The following is a 19,495-nucleotide window of genomic DNA, read 5'->3' as shown; positions in this document are numbered from 1 at the left end:
GGGGCGGAGGGGCCTAAATGCCCCTTTTGAATTCCGCCTTTCGGCGGAATTCCGCAGGAATTCCCCTTCGGGGAATTCGGGGTGGTTTGGGTTAACCCCCTTCGGGGGTTTTGTTGGGCGGGTTTGAATTGCCTTTCGGCAATTCTTTGTTGTGGGTTTTTGAAAGCCTTTCAGGCTTTTTGGATTCCCGCGTTGCGGGAATTGGTGGGGTGTTGGTTGTGGGGTGGGGGCCGCCTGCCGGCGGGTGGGGTGGTGGGTGGTGTGGGCCCCTTCGGGGCTGGGGGGTGTGGGGGGTGTTTTGTTGTGGGGGTGTGGCTAGGGTCTGGGGGTTGGTGTCATGTGTGGTTGCTGGGTGGGGTGTTGGTGGTGGCTGGGTGGGGGGTGGGGGCCCCAGTCGGGGCCTGTGGGGGTGGGAGGGGTGGGTAGAGGTGTCCGGTGGGTGGGTGGGGGTGTGCGGGGGTGGGGGTGGTGGGGTGTTTCCCTGAGGGGGTTTCAGCGCCCTGCCGGGCACTGTGCCCGGGGGTGGCCGCCCTTACGGGCTCCCGGAATCACGAAAGGCGGTGCGTGGTTGAATTCCGGGACGGCCTTACGGCCGAAACAACGGGCCCCGAATTCCCTCCCTCCGCTGCACGGAGACCCGTTCCGATATCCCTGGCACGCCTCACTGGCGGCCCCTCACACCCTCCGAAACTGATAACACGTCAGGGAACGGGTGGGGGAAGTACAGAACGCCCGAAAATCGAATAGGACACCACTGCCGGAAAAGCAGAAGAGGCCCTTTCGGGCCTCCCATGGTGCTCTCTCAGATCAGGCCGACCGTTCGACGCCGTCCTTCAGCCAGGAGAAGAATGCCGACGCAGTCGGGTAACGGTCACCGCCGTCCTCCTCGTCGTCGTGCAACGCCGAGTCGTATTCGAAGAACTCCAACCACTCACGCAAAGTGGCCTCGACTACACCAGGGTCAACAGTGATGCGCTCGCTCATAGTTACTCCTCCATGCGCAGTACCAGAAACGGAAATCACGATCACGTCGGCCGGATGCCTCACCCCCGACCAACAAGACAACTATACCATACATAGAACACTCTGAAGGGGTTGAAGGTGCCCGCCGCGCAGCCCGGCCCGGGTAGTCCTTACGATCATGGTTAACCGGCATCACGCGGACTGGCCGAACTCGTTGGGCGGGATATGAAGCACTCCACCTCCCGACTGGACCCACTGGCAGAGCGCGCGGTGCTCGCCGCGTGCGCGCTCGCCGACGCCAGCGGGTCCGAGGAATGGAGCGCAGGCGCCATCGAGGACGCGGCCACCGCTTTGGAGGTGCTCGCTGGAGCACTGTCCGGGCTGGGCCCGCAGGCCGCTGAGCTCTTGGAGCTCGTGCCGACCGTTGTCGCCGCGCTCCGCGAGGGCGTCGAGGGCGTGCCGGCTGCGACCCGCCCGACCGGGACCGCCGACCGGACAGGCGATCCTGCGGTGTTGAGCACCGGGCTGCGGCGGGCACTCGCCGCGCACAACCTCAGCGCGCGCGTCCACCAGCTCGGCCCGGCCCTGCTGACCGCGACCATGGACTCGGCTCACGCCCAAGCCCTCGCCGCGCTCCTGGCCGTCCGGCGTGAACTGCCGCGTCAGGCCGCCGCCCCTGAGGACGAACCTCGCTGGGGCGCGGGGCCAGCCGACACGGCCGCGGCGGAACTCGCGGCTGCCTTGGCTGCCTACGGGACGGGGACGTACGCCAGGGTCCTCGCCTCCGGGGATGTCTCCGCCGGCCTGACGCCGGCGGCAGCCCTCCAGGTGACTGGTGCCCTGAACGCCCCGTCGGCGCGCACCGCCGCGCCGTCCCGGCCGCGACGCCGAGGGCTTGGGTACGGATGGAAGGGCATTGACGCCGACTGACAGGTGCGGGCGTCGGGCGTGTCACCAGGCGAAATCGGTGAGCAGGTCTCGCAGAGCGTGTACGTCGGCGCACCCGCCTGCCAGGTATTCGACCTGAGCGGCCGGGCCCTGGTTGTTCACTTCGCTCGCCTGCTCCGCGAATGCTTCGTGCACGGCTTCGTCAAGCACGTCTTCGTCCAGGGCGAGGGAGTCGAGGAGTTCGGCAATCTCATGTGCACTTACCTGCCCCGGCGGCTGCGCGCGGCGCTCCCCGGAGCCGTACGGGTTCGGCGTGCCGGTCGCGCGCAGCAGTGTCTCCCACTGCACCCCGTCGGGCCAGTGCCCTACGTGGACGCTGCCGTCCCCGTACAGGTCTGCTGCCACGAAGAGCAGGTTGGGTTCGTCCTCCCGCCCGATGGCGACGGATGCCGCCCCCTCCGGGGGTGCTTCGACAGCTGCGAGGACGGTTCCGTGGTCGTCCGTGATCAGGAATCTCATGAGGGCTCCTTCGAAGGGCCGGGCCCCGGGCGCACTTTGGCGCCCGGGGCGGGAGTGAGGGACGTGGGTCAGGCGATGTCGAGGATCACCGCGACGACGCGCTTGGTGACTTCTTCCAGGCCGTCGGAGGCGCTGGTGCAGTCGAAGTAGTCCATGAGGAAGGTGGGCTCGGCGTTCTTGTCCGCGTGGACGTAGAGGTCTCCCTCGTGGTCCACGCCGACGATGAAACGGGCGCCGTCCCGGGTGGTGATCTCGCCAACGACGCCCCAGTAGCCGGACTCGGCGTGCCAGTCGTCGCCGAGGAGCTTCACCGCCTGGCGCGCGACGTCGGAGATGGAGAACGGGTATTCGGTGCCAGGCTCGGGGTCGTACCGGTCCGTCGTCGCAGTGGTCATCTGAGAACCTCTCGGTCGTGTCTTCGGGTTTGGTCGGTTGCCACCACCAACCATTTAGACAACTATAACATGCAATCGTCATTTTCGAGGCTTGATGTGTCCCTTCCGGGCGGCTGAAGTTGTTGGTGTCCGTACCGTCGGCGCCCCGCTGCCCCGACGGGGCCCGGCTCGTCCGCCGGGCCCGGGCACAGCCTGATCAGACTCCGGGCGGGGCGCCGACGGCTGCAGCACTCCGGCTACGGGCCAGGCCTGGCGATGGGATGTCGATCTTGTCGTGGTCGAGGAGCCAAGCGGCCATGGCGCGGCGGTCGAACTCCGGGTGTACGTCCGTCCCGCCCACCGGGTCCGGGAAGTCGGCGTGCCTCCGGCGCCAGTTCAACACCGCCGCGCGGCCCACTCGGGCGATCCTCGCTACCTCCGCCAGCAGCACCACATCCCGCCCCGGGGCGACTGGTGCGAGGGACGCGAGCGGCGAGCGGCGACCTGCGGCCACGGTGCGCAGCGCTTCCCAGTCGACTCCGGGCCGCAGGACGGGGAGCAGGGCGAGATCAACCCCCGAGTACAGGGGGACCGTGGTCCGGCCGCCGTGGGACTTGTAGTCGATGGTTACTGAGCTGACCGGGGAGATCCATCCGAGTCGGACGATGTGGTCGTAGTCGACCCGGCGCACGCCAAGCCGGACTGCGGCCTGGTCCGGGCCCAGGGGGACGTGGCGGTCGAGCAGTGCCGGCAGGTCGCGGCGGCGGGCGAGGGCGGCCACCTGGTCCGGGTGGACGTCGGGGCACGCCGCGTCCCCTCCGAGCCAGACCAGTAGGCCCGCCTTCACCAGGTGGCCGATCGCTGTAGCCGTTACCCGCGTCCGGCACCGCGGCAGCGGCTCGCCCAGGGCCTCGGTCAGCCGGTCCGCCGCCTGCCCTGCGCCCATCGGCCCGCGCAGCGCCGCACGGACACCTTCCGCATCAACCGCCTCGACCGCGGACCGCGACCACTGCCCCGGCCCGGCGTCCGCCAGCGGGACCAGTCCGGAACCTGCCGCCCACCGCCAGGCGGCCAACGGGACTCCGAGCCTCCCGGCCGCCGCCTGCTCGTCGTAGAACTCCCGCTGCTTGCCCATCACGAACTCCTCTCTGGGCCCCTTTTGGAGCCACGCCCGAAAGATTGTGAGAGATCCTATTTGTTGTCAACTACCCATGTTTGTCCATCAGTTGGGGGTGCACCGCAAGATCCCCGCCCGCGTACGCGAGGGGGAAATTCACTCCTGCGGGCGGACCGGAGCCGGTCGAGCAGTCCGGTGAACGATGGCTCGGTGCGACAAGTTGGGCCCGCGCGCCCGAGGGCTGGTCGGTCCGTACGGCGGACTGCATCGACGGAAGTGCGCCATCTGCCGCGGGCCCGGGTGCAGCCCCTGCCGGCCGAGAGTCGGCAGTGCGGGCTGGAGACGAGTCCCGGCCCGGGGCGGGGAACGCGCCGAGGGGCCTACGCCCCAGGGCAGGCGCCGTACCGTGGCCGGGCCGAGACAAGTCCTTCCACGGGTAAGGGCACGGCCGCGCGCCGGGTGAGACGCGGTCAGGGCTGGGGCGTCGTCACGTCCGTCTCGGGCCAGGTGTCCCAGGGCCAGAGTCCACCGATTGCGTAGAGGCCCTGGGCGTCCGGGGTGACGCGCTCGGTGCCGGGCTCGTCTCGGTAGGTCGCGTCCCACGTGAACGTGAGAGTGCCGTCGTACTCAAATGCTGCGGTGAGGCCGCAGTTGTCCCGGTGCAGGTCTTCGACGATGCGCTGCGCAGTCTCGCCGGTGAACAGGTACGTGGCGTAGGAAGGTTGCGCCGCCGTCGTGGGTTGCCCGGGATACGGCCCGTAGTCCGTTCCGTCGACCGTCAAGAGCTCAAGGGGCGCGGCCGGGGCGGGTGCCTGGGGTGCTGGGCTCGATACGGCGTCGCCTGGACCGTCTGCGGCACGGCGGCCGGTTGGACCGGGCACGACCGTCACGCTGTGGGCCGGGACCGCGTAGCGGGCGCGGCCAGTTCCTCCCGTCTCGCGCGGACGGGAGGTTCGAAGGACATCGACGGTGATCCGTCCGGTGGGGGTGAAGCTCTGGACGACGCCTTCCACCATCTCGGTCGAGTGGGCCCATTTCCGGGGGAAGAGGACGTGGGCACGGTGCGTGATCGGGGTTCCTCGCCAGTCAAGCATCAAGGCCATGGGGTACCTCCTGTGGGTGTGTTCGGCCCGGCGGGGTGCCACTCCCCGCCGGGGTGGGGGTGGGGCGGCACGCCCCACCCCCGAGGGCGGTTGTTCGGTCAGGAGAGGCGGACGTGCATCAACAGGTGCTTGTAGCCCTGACCAGCCATGTCGGGGCCGTCGGTGAAGAGACCGGGCTTGCTGTTGTGCCCGTCCTTCATCTCGCCCAGGTGCAGGGTGATGGTGTCGCCGGTGAACGTGCCGAACGCGTCCAGCAGGAAGCTCGGGTTGAAGGCGGCGACGCCGCCACGCAGGCCTTCGCCGGTGCCGTGGGTGATGGTCGTCGGAATGGACATGCCCTTGGTGCGGGCCTCGCCTTCGGCTGTTTCCAGCCGGGGGGCGAGCGTGAGGCCGCCGTCGGCGTCCCACGCGAACAGGACAGGGACGTTCTTGAGTCCCTTCGCGTTCAGGACGGCCTGGCACTTCTTGACGGCCCGGACGGTCGTGGCGCGGTCGAGCTGGACCGACGTCTCGCACGTCTTGGGAAACAGGGACCGGTACTTGGGGAGGCAGCCGTCCAGCGAGCGCATGGTGATGGTGACGGCGCCCAGCGACAGCGTGGCGCGCGGGGTGGGCCAGGTAGCCACGGGGTCGCCTTCGGCGTGGTCGTCTTCGAGGATGCCGATGCCCACCGGCCCGTTGTGGGACTTCAGCCGTTTGGCCAGGGCGGAGAGCGTGGCGGCCGGGATGAGCGCGGCCAGCGGCTTCTCCGGCGGCTGCACGGTAGCGGCGACGGGGACTTCCGCGACGGCGAAGCGGTAGCGGTCCGTCGCCGCCATGGTGAGCGTCTGGCCGTCCAGTGTGATCTGGACTCCGGTGAGCGTGGGCAGCGTGTCGTCTCGGCCCGCTGCGGGCAGGACGCGGTTGAGCTGGCCGAGGAAGACCTGCGCGTCCATGGTGGCCATGGCGGGCACGGCGTCCAGCGGCTGCGTGTACTCGTGGATGTCGTGCGTGGTGACGGGCACCGTGAGGTGCTCGGTAGCCAGCAGATCTCCGGCGAGCGAGACGCGGGTGGCGGCTGCGACGGCCTTGGTCTCTCCGGCGACCATGGCCGCAAGCGTCTTCTTGAGCTCGGGGAAGTCGAGGAGCGAGGAGCCCTTGGCGAGCGGCGTCGCGGCCGGAACGGCGACCGACACGGCGGTCTCGAAGTCGTAGGTGTTGAAGACGATGCGGTTCTTGGCGGTCTCGATCAGCACACCGCGCTGCGCGGGCGGCTGCGTCTTCGGAACAATTCCGAATTCGGCAAAGTTCAGCGCCTCAATGATTTCAGCGTGGCTTGCGGCGAAGTGGGCGGTCGGCTTTACGGGCTGCTTTTCCTCCTTCTTTGCTGCGGCGGAGGTAGCGACCTGCGTTTCGGACGTGGTCATGGTTCTCCCTGAAGAGTGAGAGGTGGATTCGGCTTGTTGGCCGACTGCCACCGCCGACCAACAAGAAAACTATACCATGCATCACTCACAATCGGGGCTGGTCAGACGCTCCAACCGGCCCAAATCTCTGCGGAATCGGGGAACTGGGCGGCCGCGGCCCCCTCCGGGACACGCAGGAGCCAGCCGCCTTGTGACCGCGCCCACGGCGCCGCTGCGTCGTTGGACGGGTAATGACCACCAGCACGGAGCAGATCACCGGCGAAACAGCCGCCCTGGACCTGATGCGCGGGTACCTCGCCGCGGCCCCGGAAGCCATCGTCGTCCGTACCCGTCCGTGCGACACCGGCCGTGTCCGCCCCTCGCGGCCGCGCTGTGCACGGCACGGTGATCACATGCACCCGCGACACCTGCTCCGCGCCCTCACCCTGCCCCTCCTGTGCCTCTGCGCGGTGGGCTGCGTGGTGGTCCCCTCCGCCTCCGACCCGCCCGCACCAGCCGCCGAGCACCCGCAGATTGCGCACGCCGTCCCGCTCTGGCCGGCTCCAGTCGAGCCATCGGCCATCACCGCCCTGGGGCCCGCCGGGACACTCCCGCCGCCGCCTTCTGCACCCGCTCACCCGGCGCCCAGACATGTGGAGGCGAAGCGGGCGGCACCCGGACCGAGCGAGGGCCGGCCCAAGGCCCCGCGCCGCCGCGCGGCGGCTCCTCCGCCGCGCGCCTCGTACGACCGGCCCCGCACGCCACGGCGAGCGCCCGCCCGGACTGCACCCCGCCGGGCGCCTGCCGCGCCAAGGCCCGCGAAGCGTCAGCGGTACGAGTACGACGCGCGCATCATCTGCTCCTGGGGAGCGGATGCCGGGCTGGACCCGGCCACGGTCGCCGCGTGCCGCCGCCAGCACGGGTGACCGCCCGGCGGGACTGCAAGAGGGCCAGGTACTGGCGTACGGGGCCGGCGAGGACGGCGTAGAAGTCGGCCCGCTCCTTCGCTCCTCCGGGGCCCCGTCCGGTCCGGACCCTCGCCACCAACGCTACGAGGCCGGTCTGGCACCGGCCCCCGCCCCGGTGCCGGGCGCGTTCCGGCTGATGAGGTCCTGGAGAAGCTCGCGCGTGGGGGTGGGTGCCTCGGGTGGTGGTGTTGGCCAGGTGGGCGGCACGCCCGTGAGGGCGCCCGCCCGCCGGCACCCATTGCGCCCTGGACCGATTGCCTTTTCTGGTCCCTTCAGTCCCTGGCGGTGCCGACCAGCTCCTCCAGGACCTCGCCCGTCACATTCCCGGCGCCTCCGCCCAGGGCGCCACCCTCACCCTCCTGCGCAGCCTCGCCCAAGCCCAGTTCGACATTCTCGAAGACGGCGCCGACCCCAGCTCCGCCGCCGAACGCGCCCGCACCCTCCTGGAACAACTCCTCGGCGCGAAATGACCTTGGTGCAGGCAGCGTTCGGCCCGCCGGTGAAGTTCACCGGCGGGCCGAATGCATACGCAGACGAGCGGTCCGTCACGCGTCGCGGGTGAGGCGTGTCGCGACCCATCCGTACTTGCCCTTGTGAGTTCCCGAGTCCACCTGCACCCACCTCCACCACCGATGATCGCGTGACTTGTCCAACGTGCCCTCACACAGGACGTGCAGTCTCGTCCTGGGAGCCAGCAGGCCAAGGGCCGGTGTGCCGGTGCCCATGCCCTTCCGCAACCGCGCCCCTTCCGGTGCCGAGACATAGGCCCACGAGTCACGCGGCGCTTCGGGATAGCCATGGGACGTCCACGGCATGTCGCACGTCTTCGGGTACGTCCTCGGGTCATCGTTCGGGTACGGCACGGCGCCTGCCGGGGCCGCACCTGCGATGACGAGAACAGCACCTACAGCAGCCAACGCCACACGCCAAGTTCGAATTCGGATCATGCTTTCCCAACCCCGGCCCTGGCGCGCCGTTACGGGATGGCAGTGACGATCACTCCGACGAGGTGTCCGAACCTTCCACGCCCTCGACGTTCCCTGTCCCGTGCCACCGAACGGCACCGGCTCGGCAACCAGGCTGGCGTACGGGATTCCTATCCAGCAGTGGCAGCGGAGTTGTCCGCGCTCGCCAGCTGAAGGTGAAGGGCGCCTCCCCGGGCCGTGGAGGCGCCCTTCGGACGGACCGGGTCAGGGGGTCTGCAGGGTGTGGCCGATGACGGAGGCGACGGCCCGCGGGTGGACCAGGCCGGCGCGGACGAGCTGGGTCTGGTCGCCAGCGCAGTCGACGATGGTGAGGTGGTTGGCGGCCGGGCAGATGCCGCCGTCCATGACGATCGCGTCGAGGCCGGCTTCGGTGAGGAACTCTTCGACCTCGGCAAGGGTGATGGCGGGGCCGCGGTCGTCGGGGCCGGCGTCGCCGGAGACGTTGACAGTGGTCGCCGCGAGCAGTCCGGGTACCGCTCGGGCGAGGGCGCCCAGGGGGCCGGGGGCGTGGGTGGTCAGAGCGGGTGACCCGACGACGGTGTATCGGGCGGCGTCGGCCGGGTCGCGCCAGGGCAGGAAGAGGGCGAGGTCGCCGGGCCAGAACGCGGCGGCCAGGCGCTCGGCGTCGGGGGTGAAGTGCAGCAGGTCGCGGGCCCGGTTCTGGTCGGGGACGACGAGTGCGAGGGGCTTGTTCTTGGGGCGCTGCTTGCCTTCGAGTATGGCCTTGTAGGCGTCGGGGTTGGCGGCGTCGGCGCAGATCATGTACCAGCGGGCGGTGGGGACGACGACGAGGTGTCCGGCTTCGATGGCGGCTGCGGCGGTGTCGATGTCGGTGGTCGGGATGATCTGCACGGTGGTGTCCTTCCTGGTCAGGGGGTCAGGGTGGGGTAGTCGAGCCAGGGGTCGCGCAGTGCGTCGAGGCGCCGGGTGGCGTGCTGGGTGTGGGAGACGCGGAAGTACGCCATCAGCCGGGGCGTGGTGGTGCGGTTGGTACCGACGGCGTGCGGGACCAGGTGGTGCATGAAGAGGACGTCGCCGACGTCGGCGAGGAGCGGGACGCCATCGGTGGTGTCGATATCCGGAGGGACTTGGTCGGTGATGCCGCGGGCCCATTCGGTGGCGAACCAGCGGGACATCGTCAGGTGTCCGCCTGGGACGTAGTGGAGGGCGCCGGCGCCGGGGCGGGTGACCGGGGAGAGAACGACGCCGACCAGGAGGGAGAAGGTGCGCAGTTCGTCGGGGTCGAGGTGGGGACAGCCGACACCGTCCACGTGCATCGTCTTCTCCGGCTGGGCGGCGGCTGACTGGTCGGAGGGGATGCGGATCTGGACCTGGGTGGTGGTGACCGGGGCCGGGTCGGTCAGGAGCTCCCGGGCGATGTCGCTGGCGCCGGTGGCGGTGTAGAGGTCGAGGAGGGCCGGGTGCCGGCCGTGTTCGGGGGTGAAGGTGCGCTGGGTGTACTCGGTGAGGAGGTCGGGGTTGTAGTCCTTGGCGTACCAGGTGGTGATGAGGTCGCGGGCGGGCCCGGTGTGGGCGTCGGCGGCGAGGCCGCGGCGGACGAACATGCCGTCGCGGCGGAATCGGACGTACTCGTCGTCGGTCACGAGCATGAGCTCTTCCTTCCGGTGAGGGCTTCCAGAGCGGGCACGGCGGAGGCAACTGCCTCGTCCAGGAGTCGGGCGCCGAGGGCGGGGGTGGCGGTGCGCGGGTCGTTGCCGATGACCCCGGCGGCGGCGATGCGCGGGTCGCCTGAGTTCCAGGGCCAGCTCACGCCCCGGTGGGTGACCTGTCGGCGGATCTCGTCGGCGTCCTGCGGCGGGTGGTCGGTGAGTTGGTCGAGGCGGACCGTGTCGGGTGCGAGGTGGAGCATGAGCGCGGTCTCGTGGAGGCCGGCGTGGATCTCCGGCCGGTCACCGGCGGGAAGGTGGGCCAGGGCCAGAGGGTGCAGGACGCACACGCTGATGTCCTGGGCGTGGCCGAGTTCGTAGACGAGGGCGGTCAGGATGCCGCGGTTGCCGCCGTGCCCGTTGATCAGAACCAGGTTCCGCGCGTTGGCGGCGCGTGCGTACTGAGCGGTGAGGGTGTGCAGGAGGGTGGTGAACTCTGTGATGGTCAGCGACAGGGTGCCGGGGGCCCAGGCGTGCTCGGGGGCGATGCCGTACGGGACGGCCGGGAGCTGCCATAGGTCGAAGGCCTCGCCGTGGGCGGCGATCAGGTGCCGGGTGAACTCCTCGGCGATGACGGTGTCGGTGGCGAGCGGTAAGTGGGGGCCGTGCTGTTCGGTGGAGCCGACGGGCAGGCACAGCACGGAGGCGGCCTGTACGCGGGTAGGGAGGTCGGCGGCGGTCAGTCGGTCGAGTTGGCGGTGACCGCCGCCGGGGCCGGTCATGCGCTGCGCCGTCCGACGCGGACGAGGAACTCGTTGTTCTCGTGGAAGGTGTCGTTCTCGGAGAAGCTGCGGAGCGTGTTCTGCACGGCGGTCTCGAACTCCTCCAGCCGGTCACCGAACAGGGCGGGGGCGGCGAAGCTGGTGGAGTACAGGTAGCCGAGGACGCCGGCGGTGTTCCAGGTTCGGGTGACCGGGACGGTGAACTCCTCGACCTGGTTGAACGGCGACTCCTCCATGATCTCGCTGTAGGGGCGGTTGTGGTGCTGGAAGGTGCCGCCGCCCGCGCGGCGTTCCTCGCCGAGGAAGTCCTTGATGACCTGCTTGACGGCGGCCTTCCAGTCGCTCTCGGCGGCCCAGAAGCTGCGGTCGGCGAACACCGCCACCGCCCCGCCCTCGGCGACCTGGGAGTCCAGCAGGGCGAGCACTCCGGCCTGGTCGAGCCAGTGGAAGGCACGGCAGATGGTAACCAGGTCGGCCTTCCACCCAGCCGGCGGGCGGAAGTCCTCGGCCGTGGAGGTGACCAGCGACAGGGTGGTGCCCTGCGGGACCTTGGGGCGCAGCGCTTCCTCGGCGGTGGCGATCATGTCGGGGTCGTTGTCACAGGCGATGATGTCGGTGAAGTACGCCATCAGGGCTTCAGCGACCAGGCCGGTGCCGGTGCCGACGTCCAGCAGGCGGCGCGGCTGCCGGTCGGGCGCGTAGGCGGCGAGACGGGCGGCGAGGGCGTCGGGGATGCCGGGGCGGTACTGGCGGTAGTAGCTGGAGGTCCCGGTGAACAGGCTCATGACGTGGTCCCTTCGGGGGCGTTGAGGGTGCGGATGAGGGCGGCCGCGTCGGCGAGGGTGGCGACCACGTGGACATGTTGCCGCCCGAAGGTGAGCGGTGTGTCGGGGATGGGCCGGTCTTTGGAAATCCACACCGGGACGGCGCCGGCGTCGAGGGCGCCCAGGACGTCACAGGTCCAGTCGTCGCCGATGTGAATCATGCTGGCCGATGCCACGCCGTGGCGTTCGGCGACGGTGAGGAACGCGCGGGGGTCGGGCTTGGCGTAGCCAAGGGAGCAGGACGGGAACAGGTCGGTGACCCAGGGCGCGAGGCGTTGACGCAGGCCTTCGGTGTCGGCGTCCACGCAGGTGACGTTGGACAGGGTGACGACAGGTGCGATGCCCGCCAGCTGCTGGAGCGCGTCGAGGGCGTACGGGTACAGAGTGAGCGGGGCGGCCGGCAGGTTGCGGGGGAAGTCGGCCGGCTTGATACCGAGGGCGTCGGCGAGTTCGGCGGCGAGGGCGTCGGTGATGGCGGGCTGGGTGTGTAGGCGGCCGCGCATGACGGCGCGGGCCTGGTCGGCGGGCAGGGGTGAGGCGGCGGTGAGCTGCATGGTCAGGCCGGGGCCGTCGGCTTCGCCGATGGTGCCGCCGACGTCCACGCTGATGAGCTTCACGGGGCGGGTCACTCGGGGTCTCCTTCGAGGGTGGGCAGGCCGGTGACGATCGCGGCCAGGCGGTCGGTGCGGATGGCTTGGGTTGTGGCCTCGCCGAGGAAGGTCAGGGCGTAGCGCAGTTCGGCGTCGTCCAGGGCGTCGAGGTCGTGGCCCGCCGTGCTGGCTGCGACGCGCAGGTCGTCGGGGATGTCGCGTGGGCGCTGGCCGTGGCGCAGGTGGAGCGTGGCCGACCACTGCTCGGGGAGGCGGTCAGGGAGCGGCTGGGTGGGCTGGAGGGTGGTGCTGTCGTCCAGGGTGGTGATCCGCACCGGGATGTCGTGGCCGTCCAGGGTGAGGGTGCCGGTCAGGAAGGTGTCGTGCCCTTCGAGCCGTACGTCCAGGATGAGCAGCGGGCCGGTGTCGGCGGAGACGGTGCGGCCGCGTACGGGCAGGGAGCGGGGCGGGTTCAGCATGATGTGCTCCTCGGGGCGGCGCCCAGGCCGGGCACGGTGGGCAGGGTGAGGTGACCGCGGTCGGGGTCGACGCGGTGGGCGTAGAGGGTCTGTCGGCCGGGTTCCCACTGCTGCCGGTACTCGACGGCCAGGACCCGGTCGGGGCGGGCGGCTGCCAGGTGGAGGGCAGGCTGCAGGGAGCGGCCGTGCGGGAAGACGGGGGTGGTCGTGCGGGCCAGGATCCGCCGGGCTGCGGTGAGCCCGCCGCAGCCGACAACGTCGAGGGTGAGCGCGGCCGGTCGGATCCCGGCAAGGACGGTGGGCGCGTCGTCGGTCAGGGTGAGGCGCTCCCCCACTGCGAGGGGCAGGGTGCGCAGATTCTGGTAGGCGCGGGGGTCGTGGGTGGGGGCCGGATCCTCCAGCCAGACCAGCGCCGTGGGATCGGCGGCTGCGGCGAATTCGGCCGCGAGGACTGGCGGCCAGGTGCCGACGGCGTCGACCGCTACCGGCTCCAATGTGGCCGCGGCGTGCAGAACGTCGGCGAGCGCTTCCCCGCTGGCGCCCCCAGGGTGGTTGCGCAGTCCCCACTTCGTGAAGGCCCAGCCCTGCGCGCTGACTTCGGAGACCAGGACCGCGGTGGCGGGGTTGGCGAGGTCGCGGGTCAGCCAGGACGAGTACGCGGTGATCCGGTGCTGTAGCGGCTCGTCGGTCAGCAGCCCGGCGGCCGGGCAGCCCTCGGCCCGGGCGTGCAGGTCCCAGATCGCGCAGTCCAGCGCGCCCACCGCCCATGAACCAGTCCGGGAGTGCGGCGCCGACCGGGCCAGGCAGTCCTGGATGCCTTCGTGGTCTGTCGCGTCGGCGCCGACGAGGACAGGAGCCAGATCACGGACGGCGCGGGCGACGGGTTCGGCGAGGGGCCCGTACCATCCGGCCGCTCGGCTGGAGCGGACCGCGACGAAGACGGTGTCATCGCCCGGCCCGGCGTGGTCGGCGAGGTCGGTGAAGCCGAAGGAGTCGATCACCAGATGTCGCATCGAGGCCTCGTCTTCAGCAGGCGCGCAGCGGCAGCGAGCATGCCTTCGGCGGTCATGCCGGCCGCGGCCGCGGTGTCCGGCTGGGAGCGGGGCCCTTCGGTCTCCCGCCAACCGATCACCTCTACCGGCCGGGCGTACCGCGCCTTCAGGAGAGACCAGATCGCGGCCGGGTGCCCGAGGGTGACGACCAGCAGCGCCGCGGCCTCGCCGAGTAGGACATTCACTTCGTCGGCGCGCAGCCCGGCGGGCCACACGACGGGGTCTCCCAGCACGGTCAGGTCGAGGGCGGACACCACCCGCACTGCCACGCCGAGCTCCGCCCGGATCCGGGGCAGCGCCTCGGCCGTGACCGCGGCGGGCAGGTCTCCGCACACCACCACGGTCAAGGCCGGTGGCTGGACGTCGGACAGGTGCGGCCAGAGGGCGGCCCCCTGGTCCAGCTCCTCGCGGAGCGTGTCGGCAGGGATGGGCGGTAGGGGGTGCTTGCCCGCGACGATCACGTTCAGCTGGCCGGTGCTGGTGAAGGCGTCGTCCAGGACGGCCGCCAGCCGGGCGGGATCGGCGGGCGCCAACACCCGTACGGCCGGGTCCTCCAGCGCGAGGAGCGTCGTCACCAGCGACGGGTCGCCGTGGGTGTAGGTGTTGTTCCATCCGTAGGAGGTCAGGAGCAGGTTGAAGCTCGGCCGCGGGGCGGCGCCGGGCATCCGCTGCTGCTTGAGCAGGGAGACGAGCCCGGTCGCCAGGAGCGGGGCGAAGGCCTCGTAGGAGATGAGGACCCCACGGCCGCCGGCCGCGTTGAAGCCAGCGAGCTGCTCGCCCAGAAGTTCCTCGGCGAGGACCTCGGTGGTCCATGCCTGTCCGGCGAGTTCGGAGAGCCGGTTGGAGGCGAGTTCGTCCGGGCTGAACACCCGGAAGTCCCCGGCGCGGGCGTGGGAGCGGATCACGGTGGCAACGGCATCGGCGAACGAGACGGGCTGCTGCCGAACGGCGGCACGCAAGGTCGGCGCAGGGTGGCTCGCCTTCAGGCGGGGCCATGCGGTGCCGGCGAGGGCAGCGGCAAGGCCAGGGCCCGGGTGGCCGGCCTCGGTGAACAGTTCCTCGGGCCGGTACGAGGACAGCCATGCTTCGAGCGCATGTGTCTGTGCGGAGTCGGAAGCGGCCCGGGTGAGCGGAGTCTTGTGGGCGCGGGCGGTACCGAGGACCTGCTGTCCGTTCACAGTGGCGGGGCCGCTCCAGCCCTTGACGCACCGCATGAACAGCACCGTGCGGCGTCCGGCCAGGGTGTCGGCAACGGCCTGGGCGAGCTCGGCGTGGAAGACCTCGTGGCCGTCGTCCGGAACGGTGACGGTGCGGGCGTTCCAGCCGCACCCGGCCGCGTACGCGGTCAGGGCCCGCGCGTCGAGGCCCGCGAGGAGGCTGGGTGCACCCATGCGGAAGCCGTTGAGGTGGACGACCGGCAGCACTGGGGTGCCGGGCAGGGCCTGGGCGGCGAGCCAGGCCGCGGCGGTGGTCGGGGTCTCGCACTCGCCGTCTCCGAGGACCGGCACGATCACCCGGCCGGAGCCGGCCGCGAGCGCGGCGCCCTGGGCGAAGGGGAGGCAGCCACCGAGCCGGCCGCCGAGGAAATCCCCTCCGGGCAGGGCCGGGGTGACCTCGGATCCGAGGCCGGCCACCTCCGGGAAGGACCGGCACAGGTTCACCAGTCCCTGTTCGTCGGGGGTGAACTGCGGGCGAGCGGCGGCCAGGTGGCTGGTGAGCCAGCCCGCGGCGATCTGCGCCACCCCGGCGTGGCCGGCGCCCAGCAGCGGGACCAGCTCGGTGCCGCCGGTGCCGGACAGCAGGGCGATGTGAGCCAGGGCCCATGTCGTCCCCGGCACAGTGCCCCAGTGGCCAGCCGGGCGCGCCTTCACGTCTCCCGGGCCGAGCGGGCGGCGCAGCAGCACGTTGTCCTGGAGGTGGATCTGCGCGACGGCTACGTAGCTCTGGGCCCGCCACAGCAGATCCACGTTCTGGGCGTGGCTGGTCATGCCGCGACCAGGCGTTCGGGGCCGAAGGTGAAGTGCCACAGGGGCCGGTAGCACTCCCAGGCCTTGGGGCGCAGCCCGGTCGGGCCGAGGACGTCCTCCAGGACGGCGCGGGCCTTCAGGTAGAAGGCGAGGTCGGTGGCGCCGGGGGCGCGGAGTCCGGCCATGATCCGGTTGTGGGCCTGGTAGACCTGAAGGTTCGGGAACTCGGTGACGTGCGGGGCGAGGTCGCGGATGCCGTCCTCCATGGCGGCCAGGTCGTCGAGCCCGACGATGTAGGTGAACGACGTGTCGTGTCCGGCGCGTACGGCCCGGCGCAGCACGCGCGGCATCTGCTTCCTGGTGAGTTCCGCTTTGGATGCCTTCAGCAGTAGCTCGCGGCGGGTGAAGCACTCGGCGGTCATCCGCAGGACGAACGGTCCGGCCGTGCGAGCCAGGGTGTCGAAGGCCGTCTGTGTGCGCAGCACCGAGGTGAGGAATCCGATCCGCGCGGTGATGTCGGCCTCGGTCAGCACCGCGCGGAGGTCGCCGAGGTGGTCGACCGCGGCCTGTTCGCGTTCGAAGCAGCCGGTGGAGACCGTGACCTCCTCCAGGCCGCTCAGGGTTCCGGCCGGGTGCTGGTGGGCCATGGCGTCGAGAAGTTCGCGGACGGCGCGCTGCTCGGACAGGCGGGGGTCGGCTGCGGCTTCCAGGGTGTTGGGGCAGAACGCGCAGCCGACGCAGCGGCTGCGGGCGTTGGGGTTGAGGGTGGCGGCCCGGCCGTCGTTGCGGAAGTAGCCGCCCACGGCCTCATCCGCGTCGACCCGCGTCACGGTCGCGACGGGGGTCCCGGCGAGGAGGAGGGTGTCCTCGTCGAGGAGAAACGGGGAGGTGGAGGCGTTGAGCGGCACGATCACCTGCCACGGCACCGCGGGCGCCGAGGCAAGGCGGATCAGGACCCGGGCACGGTGCCGGTTCAGAGGCGAGTTGATGCCGTGCAGGTTGACCGCCATGAGGAGTGCGTCCTCAGTGGGCACTCCGTAGCGGGTGGCGAGCGCTGCCAGGGTGTCTAAGTCGGTGGTGGTGTGGGATTCACGCGGTGTGGTGGCAGGCACGGGGCCCTCCATCCGGTCAGGGGACGGACGCAGCGAACTTCCGTACGGTGCAGGCTGGTTGCCCTGTGGGCAAGGGGTCGTGCCGGGGATGGCCGACCGGTGTCTGGTGGTGCCCGTCCTCGGCTGCTCGACCTGTCCAGGGTTGTTCAGCCGGGACGGTGCCCGGTCCGGCTGGTGCTGTCCTTCGGGGTGCCGGGCCCGGGGTTGTGGCCGGTGACAGGGCGGGCCCGGGGCGCCGCGCTGCCACCGGAGTTCAAAGGGCGGGGCGGGTGTGGGGTCCGCAGCGGCAGGCCCGCGATGGGGTGGGGCGGGCTGCCGGTCTGGAGCTGACGGTGTGCGCCGTGTCGTTGGCCGGCCTGCGGGACGGCTGTGCTTCGGCAGGTGCCGGGTCCGGGACGGTGATCGAGGGGACGGCGGGGGCGCCGTCGGCCTGGTCGGTGCAGGAGAGCGCGAGGACGGCCAGGCCGAGCACGTTGCCTGTCGTCATCAGCAGTCCGGCGATCACGTTCCCGTCCGGCCGGGCGTGACGGCGCTTCCGGGGCGGGGTGAGAGGGGTGGGGCCGTGTAACTCACCCCCGCTACCGGCGCTCACGGCGTCGCCTTGCTGGTGGTGAGTTCGGCCCAGACCTGCTTGCCGGTCCGGAAGCGCTTGCTGCCCCATCGGGTGGTGAGCTGGTCGACGAGCTGGAGCCCGCGGCCGGTCTCGGCGTCGGGGGCGACGGTCTCGGAGGCGGGGAGAGTGCGGCTGGTGTCGGTGACCACGATCCGCACGTGGTCGGGGTGGCGGGTGACGGAGACGCCGATGCTGCGGGTGTGGGTGTGCTTGACGGCGTTTGCAACGAGTTCGGAGACGATCAGCTGCGCGTCGTCGACCAAGGCATCGAGGCCCCAGGTACGCAGGCAAAGGGTGATGTCGCGTCGGGCGCGAGAGGGGGCGGTGTCGCGGGGCGTGTAGCCGTCGCTGTAGCGCTGGGGTCCGGTGCGTGCTGCTTTCACGTCTTCCGCCAGCACGCCGGTCACCGGGCAGCCCTGCCGGCGTAGGAACTCTGTATGGCACGGGCGGTGAGGACCGGGCGGTCGGTACGGGGTGTGTAAGTGGTGCTCTGGCTCATGGGTGGCCTCGGCGAGTTGGGAGCGGGTGTCGGGGTGCGCGGCCTCGTGTCCCCGACGGGGGGCGGAGGCACGAGGCCGGCAAGCCGGGTCATGCTCGAACCCGGCCGTTCTGGGACCGCGATCTACCGCCTCAGCGTGATCATCTGCTGACACTTGGTCACGGCTCAACGTTGGAAGAATGCACCCACTGACGCGATGCCTGCAACCATTGCAACCAAACTCCCAATGATTGGAGGGATGTTCGATCGACTTCCGATCCCCGGGACGGGCAGACTGACCCGGCAAGAGGAAGCCGCACCCCGGAAGGGGAAGATCGCCCCCTGCACCGACCGGACAGCCCGCAGAGAGGTTCAACTTCCCGTGCCCACACCGCCGCTTGTGCAGACCGTGCGCAGACGCCGTCTCGGCAGCGCGCTGCGCACCTTCAGGAAGAACGCCGGCTTCAACACCTCCGACAGCGCCGCCCAGGCGATCGGATGGGACGGCAGCAAGATCAACCGGATCGAGAACGCCAAAGCACACCTGCCGATCAAGGACGTCAAGCCACTCCTGAAGGCGTACGGGGTCACCGACGAAACGGTGGTCACCGCCATGGAGGAACTGGCCCGCGACGCTAACAAGGTCGGCTGGTGGAGCAACTACGGCGACCTGCCCGAGACCAACTACAAGGACTACATCGGCCTGGAAGAAGACGCCGAGTCGACCCGGATCTATCTGCCCGGCCTGATCCCCGGCCTGCTCCAAATCCCTCAATACGCCCGCGAGATCATCACCGGCTCCGCCATCACCCGGACCACCGAAGAGGTCTCCGCCCTGGTCGAGATGCGCAAGAAGCGCCAGGCCATCCTCACCGACACCAGCCGCCCCGGCGGCCCCCTGCATCTATGGGCCGTCATCCACGAGGCAACCCTGCACTACCGGTCGGCCGCCCACCCTTCGCTGATGCGCGAGCAACTGCGCCACCTGCTCGACATGGCTGAGCAGCCCAACATCACCATCCAGATGATGCCGATACTCGCCAACCCCCACCCCGGCATGGTGGGCCCGTTCCACATCGTCCGGTTCCCCCACCCCTGGCCCACCGTGATCAGCGTGGAGACGATCCGCGGCGGGACCTTCGCCGAGGGGACCGACGACGTGAAGGTCTACGAGGCCGCCTTCGAGCGGATCGTGGCCGCAGCACTCCCCGTCGACGACTCGCGGGAGAAGATCAAAACCATCATGGAGAAGTCATGACCGACATGAACAGGCTGTCCGCCACCGACCTGCCCGAGGCGACGTGGCGCAAGTCGTCATACAGCGACGGTGGCGAGCAGTGCGTCGAGATCGCCGACACCCGGCCGACCCGCGGGTTCGTCGCCGTCCGCGACTCGAAGGACCCGAACGGACCGGCGCTCGCGTTCACCGAGGCCGCGTTCTCCGCCTTCCTGCCGCACGCAGCTCACGGCCACCCCCTGACTGCCTGACCAGCCACGAAGCAACCAAGGCCCGGATTCCCCCAGCCCGCAGCGGGGGGAATCCGGGCCTTGCCTGTATGGCGATACCCAGTCGGCCGGCCGTCAGCGCCGGATGACCGGCTTCGGCAGCAGCGAAGTCAGCAGCTGGGCCGTCTCGGCCTCCATATCCACTCCCCCGCCCAGGTCCCCGCCGCCCGGCTCCGCTCGAC

At 70.6% G+C, this 19,495-nt stretch carries 22 protein-coding genes; 5 read left to right on the top strand and 17 right to left on the bottom strand.

Annotation, left to right across the window (positions count from 1 at the left end):
* Nucleotides 1-807: 807 nt before the first annotated feature.
* Nucleotides 808-984 (bottom strand): hypothetical protein, encoded by a 177-nt coding sequence (locus tag ACIP93_RS33190; RefSeq protein WP_401765111.1) that lies wholly within the window; start codon nt 982-984, stop codon nt 808-810.
* Between the two features lie 204 nt (nt 985-1,188).
* On the opposite strand from ACIP93_RS33190, the gene ACIP93_RS33185 reads away from it, so the two are divergent.
* On the top strand, nt 1,189-1,893 hold the full coding sequence (locus ACIP93_RS33185; RefSeq protein ID WP_401765109.1) for a hypothetical protein: 705 nt from the start codon (nt 1,189-1,191) through the stop codon (nt 1,891-1,893).
* A 21-nt stretch (nt 1,894-1,914) separates the two neighbouring features.
* Here the strand turns inward: ACIP93_RS33185 and ACIP93_RS33180 are convergent, their stop codons facing one another.
* The 5 genes from ACIP93_RS33180 to ACIP93_RS33160 form a co-directional block, all read right to left on the bottom strand.
* Nucleotides 1,915-2,370, bottom strand: a complete 456-nt coding sequence (locus tag ACIP93_RS33180) for a hypothetical protein (RefSeq protein ID WP_401765107.1) — start codon at nt 2,368-2,370, stop codon at nt 1,915-1,917.
* Between the two features lie 68 nt (nt 2,371-2,438).
* Nucleotides 2,439-2,765, bottom strand: a complete 327-nt coding sequence (locus tag ACIP93_RS33175) for a hypothetical protein (RefSeq protein ID WP_401765104.1) — start codon at nt 2,763-2,765, stop codon at nt 2,439-2,441.
* A gap of 196 nt (nt 2,766-2,961) precedes the next feature.
* Complete coding sequence (locus ACIP93_RS33170) at nt 2,962-3,879, bottom strand: hypothetical protein (protein WP_401765101.1); 918 nt, start codon at nt 3,877-3,879, stop codon at nt 2,962-2,964.
* Between the two features lie 452 nt (nt 3,880-4,331).
* Nucleotides 4,332-4,964 (bottom strand): hypothetical protein, encoded by a 633-nt coding sequence (locus tag ACIP93_RS33165; protein WP_401765099.1) that lies wholly within the window; start codon nt 4,962-4,964, stop codon nt 4,332-4,334.
* Between the two features lie 98 nt (nt 4,965-5,062).
* On the bottom strand, nt 5,063-6,370 hold the full coding sequence (locus ACIP93_RS33160) for a hypothetical protein (RefSeq protein WP_401765096.1): 1,308 nt from the start codon (nt 6,368-6,370) through the stop codon (nt 5,063-5,065).
* Between the two features lie 230 nt (nt 6,371-6,600).
* On the opposite strand from ACIP93_RS33160, the gene ACIP93_RS33155 reads away from it, so the two are divergent.
* Nucleotides 6,601-7,275, top strand: a complete 675-nt coding sequence (locus ACIP93_RS33155; protein WP_401765093.1) for a hypothetical protein — start codon at nt 6,601-6,603, stop codon at nt 7,273-7,275.
* A 296-nt stretch (nt 7,276-7,571) separates the two neighbouring features.
* The gene (locus tag ACIP93_RS33150) at nt 7,572-7,787 is read left to right on the top strand and encodes a hypothetical protein (protein ID WP_401765091.1); all 216 of its coding nucleotides are present in this window, start codon (nt 7,572-7,574) and stop codon (nt 7,785-7,787) included.
* Nucleotides 7,788-8,507: 720 nt separating this feature from the next.
* On the opposite strand, the gene ACIP93_RS33145 is transcribed toward ACIP93_RS33150, so the two are convergent.
* From ACIP93_RS33145 to ACIP93_RS33095, 11 genes are all read right to left on the bottom strand, one after another.
* Nucleotides 8,508-9,155 carry an L-threonylcarbamoyladenylate synthase gene (locus tag ACIP93_RS33145; RefSeq protein WP_401765089.1) on the bottom strand — a complete coding sequence of 216 codons (648 nt, stop codon included), beginning with the start codon at nt 9,153-9,155 and terminating at the stop codon, nt 8,508-8,510.
* 17 nt (nt 9,156-9,172) lie between these two features.
* Nucleotides 9,173-9,913, bottom strand: a complete 741-nt coding sequence (locus tag ACIP93_RS33140; RefSeq protein WP_401765086.1) for a phytanoyl-CoA dioxygenase family protein — start codon at nt 9,911-9,913, stop codon at nt 9,173-9,175.
* On the bottom strand, nt 9,904-10,692 hold the full coding sequence (locus tag ACIP93_RS33135) for a creatininase family protein (protein WP_401765084.1): 789 nt from the start codon (nt 10,690-10,692) through the stop codon (nt 9,904-9,906). Before ACIP93_RS33135 ends, ACIP93_RS33140 begins: the two co-directional genes overlap by 10 nt.
* Nucleotides 10,689-11,477, bottom strand: a complete 789-nt coding sequence (locus ACIP93_RS33130; protein WP_401765081.1) for a class I SAM-dependent methyltransferase — start codon at nt 11,475-11,477, stop codon at nt 10,689-10,691. The genes ACIP93_RS33135 and ACIP93_RS33130 overlap by 4 nt, the downstream gene beginning before the upstream one ends.
* Nucleotides 11,474-12,145: an HAD family hydrolase gene (locus tag ACIP93_RS33125; protein WP_401765078.1), complete on the bottom strand. Its 672-nt coding sequence runs from the start codon at nt 12,143-12,145 to the stop codon at nt 11,474-11,476. Before ACIP93_RS33125 ends, ACIP93_RS33130 begins: the two co-directional genes overlap by 4 nt.
* Nucleotides 12,142-12,585, bottom strand: a complete 444-nt coding sequence (locus ACIP93_RS33120; protein ID WP_401765075.1) for a hypothetical protein — start codon at nt 12,583-12,585, stop codon at nt 12,142-12,144. Before ACIP93_RS33120 ends, ACIP93_RS33125 begins: the two co-directional genes overlap by 4 nt.
* Nucleotides 12,579-13,598, bottom strand: coding sequence for an enolase C-terminal domain-like protein (locus ACIP93_RS33115; RefSeq protein WP_401765072.1), 1,020 nt, complete (start codon nt 13,596-13,598; stop codon nt 12,579-12,581). The genes ACIP93_RS33120 and ACIP93_RS33115 overlap by 7 nt, the downstream gene beginning before the upstream one ends.
* A complete protein-coding gene (locus ACIP93_RS33110) occupies nt 13,583-15,625 on the bottom strand; it encodes a hypothetical protein (protein WP_401765070.1) in 2,043 nt (680 codons plus the stop codon). Before ACIP93_RS33110 ends, ACIP93_RS33115 begins: the two co-directional genes overlap by 16 nt.
* Nucleotides 15,622-16,716, bottom strand: a complete 1,095-nt coding sequence (locus ACIP93_RS33105) for a hypothetical protein (protein WP_401765067.1) — start codon at nt 16,714-16,716, stop codon at nt 15,622-15,624. The genes ACIP93_RS33110 and ACIP93_RS33105 overlap by 4 nt, the downstream gene beginning before the upstream one ends.
* 253 nt (nt 16,717-16,969) lie before the next feature.
* Complete coding sequence (locus ACIP93_RS33100) at nt 16,970-17,203, bottom strand: hypothetical protein (RefSeq protein WP_401765065.1); 234 nt, start codon at nt 17,201-17,203, stop codon at nt 16,970-16,972.
* 101 nt (nt 17,204-17,304) lie between these two features.
* Nucleotides 17,305-17,712 carry an ATP-binding protein gene (locus ACIP93_RS33095; RefSeq protein ID WP_401765062.1) on the bottom strand — a complete coding sequence of 136 codons (408 nt, stop codon included), beginning with the start codon at nt 17,710-17,712 and terminating at the stop codon, nt 17,305-17,307.
* Nucleotides 17,713-18,189: 477 nt separating this feature from the next.
* Here ACIP93_RS33095 and ACIP93_RS33090 point away from each other — a divergent pair, with 477 nt between their 5' ends.
* Complete coding sequence (locus ACIP93_RS33090) at nt 18,190-19,065, top strand: helix-turn-helix domain-containing protein (protein ID WP_401765060.1); 876 nt, start codon at nt 18,190-18,192, stop codon at nt 19,063-19,065.
* The gene (locus tag ACIP93_RS33085) at nt 19,062-19,295 is read left to right on the top strand and encodes a DUF397 domain-containing protein (RefSeq protein WP_401765057.1); all 234 of its coding nucleotides are present in this window, start codon (nt 19,062-19,064) and stop codon (nt 19,293-19,295) included. The genes ACIP93_RS33090 and ACIP93_RS33085 overlap by 4 nt, the downstream gene beginning before the upstream one ends.
* Nucleotides 19,296-19,495 lie beyond the last annotated feature (200 nt).

The sequence above is a fragment of the Streptomyces sp. NPDC088745 genome (genome assembly GCF_044751045.1).
In the GTDB taxonomy this organism is placed as follows: domain Bacteria; phylum Actinomycetota; class Actinomycetes; order Streptomycetales; family Streptomycetaceae; genus Streptomyces; species Streptomyces cremeus.
This window is presented reverse-complemented; position numbering and strand designations above follow the sequence as displayed.